At 71.8% G+C, this 12,694-nt stretch carries 12 protein-coding genes and 4 pseudogenes; 8 read left to right on the top strand and 8 right to left on the bottom strand.

Annotation, left to right across the window (positions count from 1 at the left end; genetic code table 11):
* Window positions 1-310 precede the first annotated feature (310 nt).
* From KN815_RS11095 to KN815_RS11085, 3 genes and pseudogenes are all read right to left on the bottom strand, one after another.
* Window positions 311-766, bottom strand: a pseudogene (locus KN815_RS11095) (enolase C-terminal domain-like protein); the annotation flags it as partial.
* Window positions 767-904: 138 nt separating this feature from the next.
* Window positions 905-1,225 carry an NIPSNAP family protein gene (locus KN815_RS11090; RefSeq protein ID WP_216341605.1) on the bottom strand — a complete coding sequence of 107 codons (321 nt, stop codon included), beginning with the start codon at window positions 1,223-1,225 and terminating at the stop codon, window positions 905-907.
* 69 nt (window positions 1,226-1,294) lie between these two features.
* Window positions 1,295-2,248, bottom strand: coding sequence for an NADP-dependent oxidoreductase (locus KN815_RS11085; protein ID WP_216341610.1), 954 nt, complete (start codon window positions 2,246-2,248; stop codon window positions 1,295-1,297).
* Window positions 2,249-2,396: 148 nt separating this feature from the next.
* Between KN815_RS11085 and KN815_RS11080 the strand changes: the two genes are divergently transcribed.
* Window positions 2,397-2,771 (top strand): winged helix-turn-helix transcriptional regulator, encoded by a 375-nt coding sequence (locus KN815_RS11080; protein ID WP_216341604.1) that lies wholly within the window; start codon window positions 2,397-2,399, stop codon window positions 2,769-2,771.
* Between the two features lie 95 nt (window positions 2,772-2,866).
* On the opposite strand, the gene KN815_RS11075 is transcribed toward KN815_RS11080, so the two are convergent.
* Window positions 2,867-3,523: a YceI family protein gene (locus KN815_RS11075; protein ID WP_216341603.1), complete on the bottom strand. Its 657-nt coding sequence runs from the start codon at window positions 3,521-3,523 to the stop codon at window positions 2,867-2,869.
* A 199-nt stretch (window positions 3,524-3,722) separates the two neighbouring features.
* Here KN815_RS11075 and KN815_RS11070 point away from each other — a divergent pair, with 199 nt between their 5' ends.
* A complete protein-coding gene (locus tag KN815_RS11070) occupies window positions 3,723-4,541 on the top strand; it encodes a thioesterase family protein (RefSeq protein WP_216341602.1) in 819 nt (272 codons plus the stop codon).
* Between the two features lie 238 nt (window positions 4,542-4,779).
* Complete coding sequence (locus KN815_RS11065) at window positions 4,780-6,141, top strand: MFS transporter (RefSeq protein WP_216341601.1); 1,362 nt, start codon at window positions 4,780-4,782, stop codon at window positions 6,139-6,141.
* A gap of 32 nt (window positions 6,142-6,173) precedes the next feature.
* On the opposite strand, the gene KN815_RS11060 is transcribed toward KN815_RS11065, so the two are convergent.
* Genes KN815_RS11060 through KN815_RS11050 form a run of 3 tightly spaced genes read right to left on the bottom strand, consistent with a single transcriptional unit; the run spans window position 6,174 to window position 8,214 of the window.
* On the bottom strand, window positions 6,174-7,046 hold the full coding sequence (locus KN815_RS11060; RefSeq protein WP_216341600.1) for an HTD2 family dehydratase: 873 nt from the start codon (window positions 7,044-7,046) through the stop codon (window positions 6,174-6,176).
* Between the two features lie 37 nt (window positions 7,047-7,083).
* Complete coding sequence (locus tag KN815_RS11055) at window positions 7,084-7,908, bottom strand: alpha/beta fold hydrolase (RefSeq protein ID WP_216341599.1); 825 nt, start codon at window positions 7,906-7,908, stop codon at window positions 7,084-7,086.
* Between the two features lie 51 nt (window positions 7,909-7,959).
* Window positions 7,960-8,214: a type 2 periplasmic-binding domain-containing protein gene (locus KN815_RS11050; protein ID WP_253208895.1), complete on the bottom strand. Its 255-nt coding sequence runs from the start codon at window positions 8,212-8,214 to the stop codon at window positions 7,960-7,962.
* Window positions 8,215-8,280: 66 nt separating this feature from the next.
* On the opposite strand from KN815_RS11050, the pseudogene KN815_RS11045 reads away from it, so the two are divergent.
* Window positions 8,281-8,982, top strand: a pseudogene (locus KN815_RS11045) (acyl-CoA dehydrogenase family protein); the annotation flags it as partial.
* 14 nt (window positions 8,983-8,996) lie between these two features.
* On the opposite strand, the pseudogene KN815_RS11040 reads toward KN815_RS11045, so the two are convergent.
* Window positions 8,997-9,410: pseudogene (locus KN815_RS11040) on the bottom strand (FAD-binding oxidoreductase); the annotation flags it as partial.
* 250 nt (window positions 9,411-9,660) lie between these two features.
* Here KN815_RS11040 and KN815_RS11035 point away from each other — a divergent pair.
* The 4 genes and pseudogenes from KN815_RS11035 to KN815_RS11020 all read left to right on the top strand — a co-directional run bounded on the left by KN815_RS11035 (window position 9,661) and on the right by KN815_RS11020 (window position 12,594).
* Window positions 9,661-10,134: a nuclear transport factor 2 family protein gene (locus tag KN815_RS11035; RefSeq protein ID WP_216341598.1), complete on the top strand. Its 474-nt coding sequence runs from the start codon at window positions 9,661-9,663 to the stop codon at window positions 10,132-10,134.
* A 26-nt stretch (window positions 10,135-10,160) separates the two neighbouring features.
* Window positions 10,161-10,715, top strand: a complete 555-nt coding sequence (locus KN815_RS11030; protein WP_216341597.1) for a TetR/AcrR family transcriptional regulator — start codon at window positions 10,161-10,163, stop codon at window positions 10,713-10,715.
* A gap of 18 nt (window positions 10,716-10,733) precedes the next feature.
* Window positions 10,734-11,878 (top strand): annotated as a pseudogene (locus KN815_RS11025) (sensor histidine kinase).
* The gene (locus tag KN815_RS11020) at window positions 11,875-12,594 is read left to right on the top strand and encodes a response regulator (RefSeq protein WP_216341596.1); all 720 of its coding nucleotides are present in this window, start codon (window positions 11,875-11,877) and stop codon (window positions 12,592-12,594) included. The pseudogene KN815_RS11025 and the gene KN815_RS11020 overlap by 4 nt, the downstream one beginning before the upstream one ends.
* Window positions 12,595-12,694: the final 100 nt, after the last annotated feature.

Here is a 12,694-nt window from a genome sequence, read left to right as displayed (position 1 = left end):
CACGGCGCCGGCCGCGGGTGCGGCCAGGGCGCCCACGGCCAGGCTTGCCGCGATCGCCGCGCCCAGCGTGCGCCGGCGGCGGCGATCGGTCCGGTCAGGGGCGGTACGTACGCGAGGAGCAGAAGACAAGTCTCAGCACTTCCGAGGGTATCGGCGTCTTTTCCGTCCCTCAGAGGCTAAGAAAACGTCCTGGCCTGGAGCTTCGTACGCTTAGCCGAAATCCGGGTACCCCAGGTGACCGAGGATGGCCTCCTTCGATCGAGGTATCCGGGCAGGTGAGCCCGGGTGGCGGCGGGCCACCGGCGGGGGCCTACCAGCGGGCGAGGCCGGCCTGGAAGGACGGGTCGAAGCGCCGCATGTACCCGGTGTCATCGCGGTTGCGCTGTCCGCAGTGGACATACTGCTCATGCAGCCGCGCCAGGGCGTCGGGGTCCAGTTCCACACCGAGGCCGGGGGCGGTCGGCACGGGCACCGAGCCGTCGGTGAACGTCAGCGCGCCGTCCACGATCACGTCCTCGGTCTTCCAGGGCCAGTGGGTGTCGCAGGCGTAGGTGAGGTTCGGGGTGGCCGCGGCCGGGTGGGTCATCGCGGCCAGGCTGATGCCCAGATGCGAGTTCGAGTGCATGGACAGGCCCATGCCGAAGGTGTCGCAGATGCCGGAGAGCAGCTTGGACCGGCGCAGTCCGCCCCAGTAGTGGTGGTCGGAGAGGACGACCTGGACGGCGTCGGCGGCCACCGCGGGGGCCAGCTCGTCGAAGGCGACCACCGGGGCGGCGCCGAAGCCGCCGCCCCCGTTCCCGCGCGGACCGCCTCCGGGTGACCCCGGCCCGTCCCGCCCGGGGCCGTGTGGTTCCCGGGCGGGACGGGACCGTGTGGTTCCCGGAGGGACATGGGGCCGACGTGGTCAGCGAAGCCCGGAAGCCGGTGTGGGCACGGCACGTGTGACCTGGATCTTCTCCCGGAACATCAGCTCCTCGACCCGGGGGCCGATCTCCTGCTGCCACCGCTCGCTCTGGTAGACCGCCGCGTACAGCCGCTCCCGCTCCGCCTCGTCGGCGAAGCGCCGCATCCACACATAGCCGTCGGGATCCTCCTCGTCGATGAACGAGGCGATGACGTTCATCCCCATCGACTCCTGGAAGGGGATGATCACCTCTTCCATGAAGCCGACCCATTCCTCCCGGCGGCCGGGCCTGATGTGGTAGCGGCGGATCTCGTAGAACATGCGTGTCTCCTTCTGATGTGAGGGGTGGTGCGAGCGGGCCTCGGGCGTCCGCCGTCGGCGCGGAGCGGGTCAGGCGCCGACGCGGAGGACCAGCTTGCCGCGGGTGTGGCCGTCCTCCCCCTGGCGGTGGGCCCGTCCGGCCTCCTCCAGCGGGAAGACCTCCTCGACCTCGACCGCGACCTCACCCTTGTCGATGAGTCCGGCGACCGTGGTGAGCGCGGCACCGTCCGGCTCGACCAGGAAGGCGCTGGTGCGCACCCCACGAGCGTCGGCGGCCTGCCGCACCTCGGGGGCGACGCCACCGGGGACGGCCACCAGCAGTCCGCCCTTCCTGAGCACCTTCAGGGAACGGGTGCCGGTGGCGTCGTGCTCCTCGCCCAGCAGGTCGATCACCACATCGACGTCCTCGACCGCGTCCTCGAAGCGCTGCGCGGTGTAGTCGACCAGCTCCGCCGCCCCGAGCCGGGCGAGCCATGCGTGCCGGCTCTCCCGGGCGGTCCCCACCACCCGCGCGCCCAGGTGCCGTGCGAACTGGACGGCGAAGTGCCCGACGCCACCCGCGGCGGCGTGCACCAGAACCCGCTGCCCGGCCGTCACCTGCGCCGTGTCCACCACGATCTGCCAGGCCGTCAGCGCCGCCAGCGGCACGGCGGCCGCCTCCTCATGGCTCAGCGTGGCGGGCTTACGGGCGAACTGGCGGGCCGGAGCCGTGACGAACTCGGCGTAGCCACCGGCCTGACGGGGGAACCACGGCATCCCGTACACCTCGTCACCGGGGGCCAGCGTGGTCACCCCGAACCCGACTTCCTCGACCACACCGGAGACATCCCAGCCCAGGGTGAACGGCGGCTCGCCGAGCACGCCCGCCATGCCACCGCCCTGACGGGTCTTCCAGTCGACCGGGTTGATACCGGCGGCGCGCACCCGCACCAGCACCTCGGTGGGCAGCGGCTCCGGCCGCGGGACCTCCGCGACGCGCAGCACCTCCGGGCCGCCGAGCGCGTCCTGCACCACCGCACGCATCATGGACCTGGCCACGTGGGCCTCCTGAGCTCATCGTTCTCGTCACGCCCGCTCTCCGGGCGCGCTCGCACGCTAACCGCGGAGGCGTGGTTACCCACAAGGGACACTGCTATCTTTTGGGTAGTACCAGCGCCCGGAAGGTCCCTCCATGAGCACGCGATGCCACACAGGCCAGCACGACCATCATGATGTGTACGAGGCCCAGTGCCCGTGCCGCGCCATGCTCGATCTGCTCGCGAACAAGTGGTCGGCGCTTGCCATCGGGGCTCTGGAGGACGGCCCGCTCCGGTTCGGCGCACTACAGCGCCGCCTTCAGGGGATCAGCCCCAAGGTGCTCACACAGACGCTGCGCCGCCTCGAGGACGCCAGTCTCATCGAGCGGACGGTCTACCCCGCCGTCCCGCTCCACGTGGAGTACGAACTCTCTCCCCTGGGCCACAGCGCGTCCGTCCCGCTCAGGAACCTGCGCCTGTGGGTGGAGGACAACCTGGACCTCACCACCGCGCCCGTGAAGCCGGTGTGACGGCGCCGGTTCCCCTGCCGACGCCGCCCGCCCCCCCTCAGCGCCCTCCTGCGCAGACGGCAGTCGTAAGAGCGCCCTTTCCGGGTCCGGGCTCGTCAGGCGGCGGGGACGGTGCGGATGGCGGCGATGTCGAACTGGAGGCGGACCTTCTCACTCACCAGCGCGCCGCCCTCGGCCAGCCGGGCGTTGTAGGTCAGGCCCCATTCGGAGCGGTTGATGGTGGTGGTGCCGTCGAAGCCCGCCCGCTGGTAGCCGAAGGGGTCCGTGACGTACCCGATGTAGGTGAGCTCCAGGACGACGGGGCGGCTGATGTCTCTGATCGTGAGGTCCCCGATCATGCGGTAGACGTCCGGGCCCGCGACTTCCACGGCGGTACTCGCGAACCGGATGTGGGGGTAGGTTCTGGCGTCCAGGAAATCCCGGCCCATCAAGTGGTCGTCGCGCTGCTCGACACCGGTCTGGACACTGGCGGTGGACAGCAGGACCTCGGCCCGGGAGCGGCGCGGGTCACGGCCGTCGAAGTAGAGGCGGCTTTCGAATTCCGTGAAGGCGCCACGTACCGTGCTCACCATGGCGTGCCGCACGGAGAAACCGATCCGGCTGTGGGCCGGATCGACGATCCACTCTCCGGTGAGAGCCGCGAGGCCGGTATCCGGCACCGCGACGGCGCCGGACGTCGCCCGGGTAGGGGGGACCGCCGGTGCGGCGTTGGTGACCGCGCGACGGGAGGTACTGCGGCTGAACAGGTTCATGCCACCTGTTGTTACTTTCAACTTAGGGGGTGACGCAACCCTTGATCAAGAGCAGTTACTCAAGGATCTTGAGTAACTGCCTCCCACCGCCGTCCGAGCGCGCTCATCAGTGGCCCGCGCCAGGACGGCCGCGCCCGACGCGGGGCGGCGTCCACCGGGCCGGATAGGTCATCCTGGTCAACGCCCCCTGATCACCAGGATGTTCCCGCCCGAGGAGAAGTCCCCGTTGACCACCGACAGCTACTACGTGCCGATCGACGAGCACCGCTACAAGCCCACCGCCCATGTCAGTGGCGCCTGGAGCACCGACGAACAGCACTTCAGCCCGCTCGGCGGGCTCATCGTCCACGCCATCGACCGCCACCTCGCCACCCGTCCGGACACCGGGCTGCTGCTCAGCCGGATCAGCTTCGACATCCTCGGGCGCCTCGCCCTCGACGAGTGCGAGATCCGGGTGGAGACCGTCCGGCCCGGCCGCACCATCGAACTCATCGAGGCCGTCGTGCTCATCGCCGACCGCCCCGTGGTCCGGGCCCGTGCGTGGCTCCTCGCCACCGTGGACACCGCGGCCGTCGCCGGTGGCGCCGGGGACCGGCTCACCCATCCCGAGCAGCTCGCCCCCTGGTCGATGGCCTCCCTGTGGCCCGGCGGGTACATCGCCTCCCTGGACTCCCGTCCGCTGGCGCCGCCCCAGCAGGGCCGGGCGACCGTCTGGGTCTCCAGCCCGCTCGCCCTCGTGGCCGGGCAGACCAGCACCCCGCTGGCCTCGTACGTCGCGCTCGTCGACACCGCCAACGGGATCGCCGTACGTCAGCCGCCCACCGAGTGGATGTTCCCCAATGTCGATCTGACCCTCCACCTCCACCGCCGGCCCGAGGGCGGCTGGGCCGGGCTGGACACCACGGTCACCTTCGGTCCCACCGGCCAGGGCATCACCAGCACCGTGCTGCACGATCTGCGCGGTCCGATCGGACACGCCCAGCAGATCCTCACCGTCCGCCCGCTGCCCGGCGCCTGACCTCGTACGACACACGCCGCCACCGGCGAGGTGGCGGCCTCCCTGTACGATGGCGCGGCAAGCAACGAACCACTCTGCCTGACGCAGAGCTGGCGCGACCGCTCGGCGGCCGCGGTCCTTCTGCCTCCTCATCGGCGCGGACCCGGTATCTACCCCGGTCCAGCGCGAGAGGACAGCTCTCGGCGCACTCCGGCATGCCGGCCCGGGTGCGCTACCAGGCGGCGGAAAGGCGTCGGCCGTGGCATCCGCGGTCTCCAGCAACACCCCTCCTCCCGCACAGCGCGTCGGCTACCGGCAACTGCTGCGCACACCGGGCGCATGGACCTTCCTGCTGCCCGGCTTCGCCGCCCGGCAGCCGTTCGCGATGCTGACGATCGGCATCGTGCTGCTGCTGCGCCACACCACCGGGTCGTACGGGCTCGCCGGTGCGGTCGCGGCCGTCACCGGCGTCTCCATGGCACTGTTCGCGCCCCAGAGCGGCAAGCTGGCCGACCGCCATGGGCAGAGCGCGGTCCTGGTGCCGGGTGTGCTGCTCCACGCGGCGGCCGCCGCCCTGCTGACGGCGCTCGCCCTGGCCCACGCGCCGCTGTGGGCGCTGATCGCGGCCGCGGTGCCGACGGGCGCCTCCGTCCCGCAGGTCGGGCCGATGGTGCGGGCCCGCTGGGCGGCCGCTCTCGGGGACGGCGCTCCTCTCGGGGACGGTGCCCCGGGCGGATCCGGGCCGCGTTCGGGGCGCCATCCGCTGCTGGCGACCGCGGCCGCGTTCGAGTCCGTGACGGACGAGCTGACGTTCGTCATCGGCCCCGTGCTCGCGACCGGTTTGAGCACCGGTGTGCATCCGGCGGCCGGCCTGATCGCGGAGGCGGCGCTGACGCTGGTGGGCGGGCTGCTCTTCGCGGCCCAGCGCCGTACCGCGCCGCCGCTGAGCGTGGCGCGGGCGGACACCCGGGAGCGGCCCGCCTCGGCCCTGTCCGTACCGGGCGTACGGGTCCTGGCGGTGGCCTTCCTGGGCGTCGGCTCGGTCTTCGGCGGGATGCAGGTCGCCCTGACCGCCTTCGCCCAGGAACACGGCCAACCGGCCCTGAACGGTGTGCTGTACGGCGTCTTCGCGGCGGGCAACATGCTCGCCGGCGTGGCCTGTGGCGCCATCGCCTGGCGCACCTCCCCCAGGCGGCGGCTGCTGACCTCCTACGCCGCGCTGACGCTGATCTGCGGGGTGCTGTGGGCGGTGTCCGCGCCGCTGCCGCTGGGCGGGCTGGGACTGCTGGCGGGCCTGTGCATCGCACCGGCGCTGATCACCGGATACACCCTGGTGGAGGCCCTGGTCCCGGCCACGTCCCGGACCGAGGCGTTCACCTGGCTGACCGGTTCGGTCGCGCTGGGGCAGGCCGCGGCGGTGACGGCGGCCGGACAGATGGCGGACGGCTTCGGCGCGAGCGCCGCCTTCACGGTGCCGTTCGTCGGCACGGCGCTGGCCCTGCTGACGGTGGTGTCCCTGCGCGCCCGGATCGCACCGCGCGGCGTCTCCACGGTGATAGGCCATGAGCAGCCCACCGCCGAAACCCACTCCGCCTCACTCCGGACGGCGGACACTCCCTGAGCGACCTCCGGCCGCACGGTCCCGGCACGCCCTCATGCGAACGTCACCTGCGCCGTGGCGTGCCGGGCCTCCCGGTGAGTGGCGATGCGCAGGTCGGCGCCGCTGCCGGCGGGTGTGCCGGACGCCAGGAGGTGTTCCCCGGCGAACAGCGGCCGCCGCAGCCGGTAGGACAGCGAGGCCACCCGCCGTGCCGGGGCGTGACGGCGGACGAGTTCGAGCATCAGCAGGGCCAGCAGCGGGCCGTGGACGACGGGACCCGGGTAGCCCTCCTCCCCTCGCGCGTACGGCGTGTCGTAGTGGATGCGGTGGGCATTGGCGGTGAGCGCGCTGAACCGGAACAGCAGTGTCGGATCCGGGTGCAGCGGAAGCTGCCACGTCCCTTCGGGGTCGGGGGCGGCCGACTCGTCGAGCGCGGCCGGGTGGTGACGTACGGAGCCGCGCCCCGACCGGTAGACGATGTCCTGCTCCTCGACAAGGCAGGTCCGGCCATGCTGGCGGAGTTCCCGGCGCTCGGTGACGAACAGCAGCTCCCCCGTGCTCCCGTGTTTCGCCGCCACCGTGCCCAGGCTGCTGATGCGCTCGGCGGGCTCGCCGAGGCGCAGCGGTTCGGTGATCTCGCACCGCCCTCCGGCGATCATCCGCTGCCGGTGCGGGAGGGGTGGCAGGAAGTGTCCGTCCCGGAGGTGTCCGTCGGCTCCGAGCTCCCGCTGCGCGGGCCAGTGCAGGAAATAGAGCCAGTGCCACAGCGGTGGCAGGGGCTCACTGTCCTTCGCCACGGCCTCGGGCAGGTCGAGGACCGCCGACAGGGCCGCGACGGGGCCGACGGGCAGGGCGTCCTCGGCCGTGACCGGTCCCGGGGCCCATGCGGCGATGTACGAGCTGAGCGGGGGCGGGGTGGGTGGCATGGTTCTTCTGTCCCTCCTCATGGGTGGTCTGACCTGGTCAGGCCGGGAAGGGCTGCTCCGCCAGGAACGACGACACGATCGTCGCGGCCGCCGGGCGGCACTCCTGGAAATAACCGTGCCGCGCACCCTCGAAGATGTGCGTACGCGCCCGGGGGATGCGCGAGGCGAGCAGCGGTGCGTTGGCCGCCGGGGTGAGCCGGTCGTCCGCGCCGTGCAGGATCAGGGTGGGCGCGCTGATCTGCGGAAGGACGTCCCATGCATCGTGTCGATTGCTGGCCACCAGGTGGCCTCGCCGGGCGTGCGGGGGCATACCGGGGGCGCCGAGAGTCGTATAGGGCCCGGGGTGTGCGGACCGCCAGGCCGGGGTGTACATCAGGTCGATCAGCGCCTCGTTCGCCGCCCGCGCGTCGGCCTGGGCCAGCGAGCGCCGCACCGCCATATCGCGCTCCGTCGCATGGGGCCCGCCGGGCGAGGTACAGCCGAGCACGAGCCGCCGGATCCGGTCCGGATGGCGGGCGGCCACCCACTGGGCGGCCCGCCCTCCCATGGAGGTCCCGTACAGATCGGCGCGCTCGATGCCCAGATGGTCGAGGACGGCGATCACATCGTCGGCGAAGCCCGGCGTCGAGTAGGGCTGGTCGGGCTTTTCGCTCTCCCCCGTGCCACGCCAGTCCATGGTGAGGGTGGTGTGGGTGTCGTGGAAGTCCGCCCGTATGCCGTCCCACCAGTGGTGGTTGTTGGCCTGGCCCGCCAGGAGCACCAGCGGGGGCCGTCCGGTGCCCTGGTGCTGATAAGCGAGGAGGGTGCCGTCCAGCGCGCGGGCGTGGCCGCTGACCTGCTGATGGACGTCGGTGCTTGCCATGGGTGTTTCTCGCCTTCCGGGCTTCACGGGTCGTTTTCCGGGTTTCGGGCTTCAGGTGTCGGCCCCGTCGATCAGGCTGCGCAGGCCGTGCCCGGCCGCGGGGATGACCAGCGGATGCTCGGCGGCCCGCGCGAAGGGGACGGGCCGATCGCCACGCAGCCCCTCGGACGGCGGCGCGACCACCCACAGCCGCTCGCGCACCAGGGGCTCCAGGCCCACGGTGACGATGCCGGTCACCACGCCCGGGGTCGGCTGGACCTCGGCACGGGCGCGCTCCAGCTCGTCCAACGCTCGCTCTCCAGCCATCCGCGCCCGGCATGGACGTATCACGCTTTGCCATTTCACTGGCACGCCCATGAGCGTCCATGATGACACTCCCGGCGCTCCCGGCTGATCGCCCTGCTCTGCAAGACCGACCCCGGCGCCACCCCCGCGCACCAGGGCATCTCCATCCTGCTGGTCGAGCACGGACCCGGTCTGACGGTATCCCGCGATCTGCCCAAGCTGGGCTACAAGGGCGTCGAGAGCTGCGAGTTGTCGTTCGACGGCTACCGCACCCCGGCCGACGCCGTTCTGGGCGGTGCGGAGGGCAAGGGGTTCGCCCAGATGATGAAGGGGCTGGAGACCGGGCGGCTACAGGTCGCCGCCCGTGCGCTCGGCGTGGGCCGGGCGGCGCTGGAGGACTCGCTGGCCTACGCCCAGGAACGCGAATCGTTCGGCAAGCCGATCTGGCAGCACCAGTCGATCGGCAACTACCTCGCCGACATGGCTCCCTCGCTGACCGCGGCCCGTCAGCTCACTCTGTACGCCGCGCGGGAGGCCGACGCGGGGCGGCGCGTGGACATGGAGGCGGGTATGGCGAAGCTGTTCGCCTCCGAGACCGCCATGGAGATCGCGCTCAACGCCGTCCGCATCCACGGTGGTTACGGCTATTCCACCGAGTTCGACGTGGAGCGGTACTTCCGTGACGCGCCCCTGATGATCGTCGGCGAGGGCACCAATGAGATCCAGCGCAATGTGATCGCGGCTCAGCTCGTGAAGCGAGGCGGACTGGAGCGAGGCGGACTGGATTGAGGCGGACTGGAGTTCACACAGCACAGCCCGCCCGCGTTGGTCGCCACATTGCCGCCGATGGTGGACCAGGGCGCGCTCGCCGGGTCCGGCGGGTACCAGAGGCCCTGCTCGGCGCAGGCGGCCCGCAGATCGTCGTTGACCACACCGGGTCCGACGACCGCGAGGCGCTCCACGGGGTCGATCTCGTGGATGGTGTCCATGGCCTCGGTGGAGAGCACCACACAGCCCTCGACGGCGTTGGCACCACCGGAGAGACCGGTGCCCGCGCCCCGGGTGACCAGCGGAACGCCGTGCCGCGCACAGGCCCGCACCACGGAACGCACTTCGAGCGCCGTACGTGGCCGCACCACCACGAGGGGCGTGCCGTACGGCGCCCACTCCGCCTCGTCGTGGACGAAACCGGCGGCGACACCGGGGTCCTCGACCATCCGGCCGGCCGCGAGCTCCTGCCGCAGATCATCGATCAACACGCCCGGTCCCCTGCCTGGTCGTCGCGCACGGTGCTTCCGCTCGCACGGTACCCACCGCCCCGGGAAGACCTGATCACCACCCCCGCCACCAGGGCGGCCGCGGGCCGGCCCTTGCGCGAGAACCATCGTTCTCCTACTCTCGTACCCGAGGAGGAGAATGCTCGTTCTCCCCTCCACCGCCCCGCTCCACCGCCCACAAGGAGACGCTGTGACCGACGCTCCACGCCCGCCGTTCCCTCCGTTCACCCGGGAGACCGCCATCCAGAAGGTCCGGCTGGCGGAAGACGGCTGGAACTCCCGTGACCCGGAGAAGGTCGCCCTGGCCTACACCGTCGACTCGCGCTGGCGGAACCGCGCGGAGTTCGTCACCGGGCGCGACGAGATCATCGCCTTCCTCACCCGCAAATGGGCGCGCGAGCTGGATTACCGGCTCATCAAGGAGCTGTGGGCCTTCGACGGCAACCGCATCGCCGTGCGCTTCGCCTACGAATGCCACGACGACTCGGGCAACTGGTTCCGCTCCTACGGCAACGAGAACTGGGAGTTCGACGACGCCGGTCTGATGCGCCTGCGCTACGCATGCATCAACGACCTCCCCATCAAGGAGTCGGAGCGTCACTACCACTGGCCGCTCGGGCGCCGCCCCGACGACCACCCCGGGCTGAGCGACCTCGGCCTCTGACCGACCGGCACCAGGAGAACGGCGAAATGATCAGTCCCGAGACCGCGGAGCTCCGGATCCTCGACGCGGCCGAGACCCTGTTCTACGGACGGGGGCTCCAGGCGGTGGGCATGGACGAGATCCGCTCCGCCTCCGGCGTCTCCCTCAAACGGCTCTACCAGCTCTTCCCGTCCAAGGGGGAGCTGATACAGGCGTATCTGCGGCGCCGCGATATCCGCTGGCGCCAGCGGCTGGCCGCGTACGCCGATGCCCAGGACACCCCCGAGGAACGCATCCTGGCCGTCTTCGACTGGCTCCATGAGTGGTTCGGCGAGCCGGACTTCCGGGGCTGCGCCTTCAGCAACTCCTTCGGGGAACTCGGCGCCACCTCCTCGCCCGTGGCCGAGACGGCACGCGCCCATAAGGAGGCGTTCTTCGGATACCTCGCCGAGCTGACGGCGGCCGCGGGCAAACCGGCCTCGCTCTCCGGCCACTTGGCGCTCCTCGCCGAAGGCGCCATCACCACCGCGGCCATCACCGGCAGCGCCGAGCCCGCGCACGCGGCGAAGGAAGCCGCGCGCGTCCTGCTGGCGGCGGCATAACGGCTACCATCCTGTCTTGTGCGGGGGTGGTGGGAGCGGGGCCGGGCGCTGGGAGCAGCCCATCCCCAGGCCGTTGACCTGGGGATCGCGCTCCTGGTCCAGGCGGCCATGACGATGCCGTTCGTGGTGCCGCGGCCACCCGACGCGGAGCCGGCCACCTGGCCCGCCTATGGGCTGACCACGCTCACCGTCGTCCCCCTGATCTGGCGTCGGCGCGCTCCCCTCGCCGCGCTGATCGCCATCATCGCGACGAGCGCGCTGTACAAGCTGGCCGTGGAAGGCCCCGGACAGCCGCTGCCGTACACCGGGCTCGTCATCGCCATACGGTCGCCGTCCTGTCACCGCCGTGGAAGCGGCTGGTCACCGGGGGTCTGCTGGCGGTCGCCGTGCCGGTGTCGGTGTGGCTGAACACCCGGACGGCGCGCGAGCTCACCTTCTCCCTCTTCGTGTTCGCGGCGGCCTACGTCTTCGGCCGGCTGACCGATGCCCGGCAGCGGGCCGACCGGATCGAGGCGGAGCGGGCCGCCGCCCGCGAACGGGCCAGGATCGCACGGGAGATGCACGACATCCTCTCCCATGCGGTGAGCCTGATGATCGTGCAGGCGGAGGCCGGTCCGGTGGCGGTGCGGACGGCTCCGGAGCGGGCCGAGGCCGCCTTCGACGCCATCTCCACGACGGGCCGGGAGGCGATGGTCCAGTTGCGCCGGATGCTGGGCGTGCTGCGCACGGGCGACGAGCCGGGCCACGCCCCGCGTGAGCCGCAGCCGGGCCCGGCCGGTCTGTCCGGTCTTCTCGACCGGGTACGGGCGAGTGGCCTCGATGTCGCGTACGAGTCGACGGGGGCCGTGCGGCCAATGCCGGACGCCACCGGGGCGACCGTCTTCCGGATCGTCCAGGAGGCGCTGACCAACGTGGTCAGGCACGCGGAAGCCCGTACCGTCTCCGTTCAACTCACCTATGGTGAGGGAGCCGTGGACATCCGGGTGCTGGACGACGGGCGCGGACCGCGGTCCGGTTCCGGCGGTGGCCACGGTCTGATCGGGGTCCGCGAGCGGGCCGCGGCGCACGGCGGTACGGCGGTCACCGGGCCGGGCCCGGACGGCCGGGGCTTCGAGGTACGGGTCCGCCTCCCCGTAGTCTCCTCGGCGGAGGTGGCGCGTTGACGATCCGTGTGGTGGTGGCCGATGACCAGGAGCTGGTGCGCAGCGGCTTCTCCATGATCCTCGACGCCCAGCCGGACATCGAGGTGATCGCGGAGGCGGGCGACGGGGCCGGGGCCGTCGAGGCGGTGCGGCGGCACGCGCCCGATGTGGCGCTGCTCGACATCCGGATGCCGGGTATGGACGGCATCGAGGCATGCCGCGAGATCGGCGCGGACGGCACCTGCCGGACGGTGATGCTGACGACCTTCGACTCCGACGAGTATGTGTACGAAGCGCTGCACGCGGGCGCGAGCGGCTTTCTGCTGAAGGATGTGCGCAGGGACGATCTGGTGCACGCGGTACGGGTGGTGGCGCGGGGCGACTCGCTGCTCGCGCCGTCGGTGGCCCGGCGTCTGGTGGAGCAGTACACCCGGGCGACCGCCCGGCCACGGCGGCCCGATCCCCGTCTGGACATGCTGACCGCACGGGAGCGGGAGACCCTGCTGCTGCTCGCGCGCGGCCTGTCGAACGCCGAGATCGCGGCGGAGCTGGTGGTCAGCGATCACACGGTCAAGACGCATGTCGGCAATGTGCTCGCCAAGCTGGGGCTGCGGGACCGGATCCAGGCGGTGATCTGCGCGTACGAGACGGGCCTGATCACGGCCGGGACGGCCGGGGATCCCCCGCCCGGGGGAGCCTCCCGGCCCGGCTCCTCCCCCGCGTCGGCGAGGAACTGACGCCCGGAACACGCTCGCGCGGGCGATCCGCGACAGACCGCCGGTCACCAGGATGGAGCCATCGGGAGCAATGGCGAATACGGCGCTCATATCGCGCCCC

Origin of the sequence: Streptomyces niphimycinicus, assembly GCF_018883605.1 — a bacterium.
Lineage (GTDB): Bacteria > Actinomycetota > Actinomycetes > Streptomycetales > Streptomycetaceae > Streptomyces > Streptomyces niphimycinicus.
The sequence above is the reverse complement of the archived record's forward strand: the minus strand, read 5'-3'. Positions and strand labels throughout refer to the sequence as shown.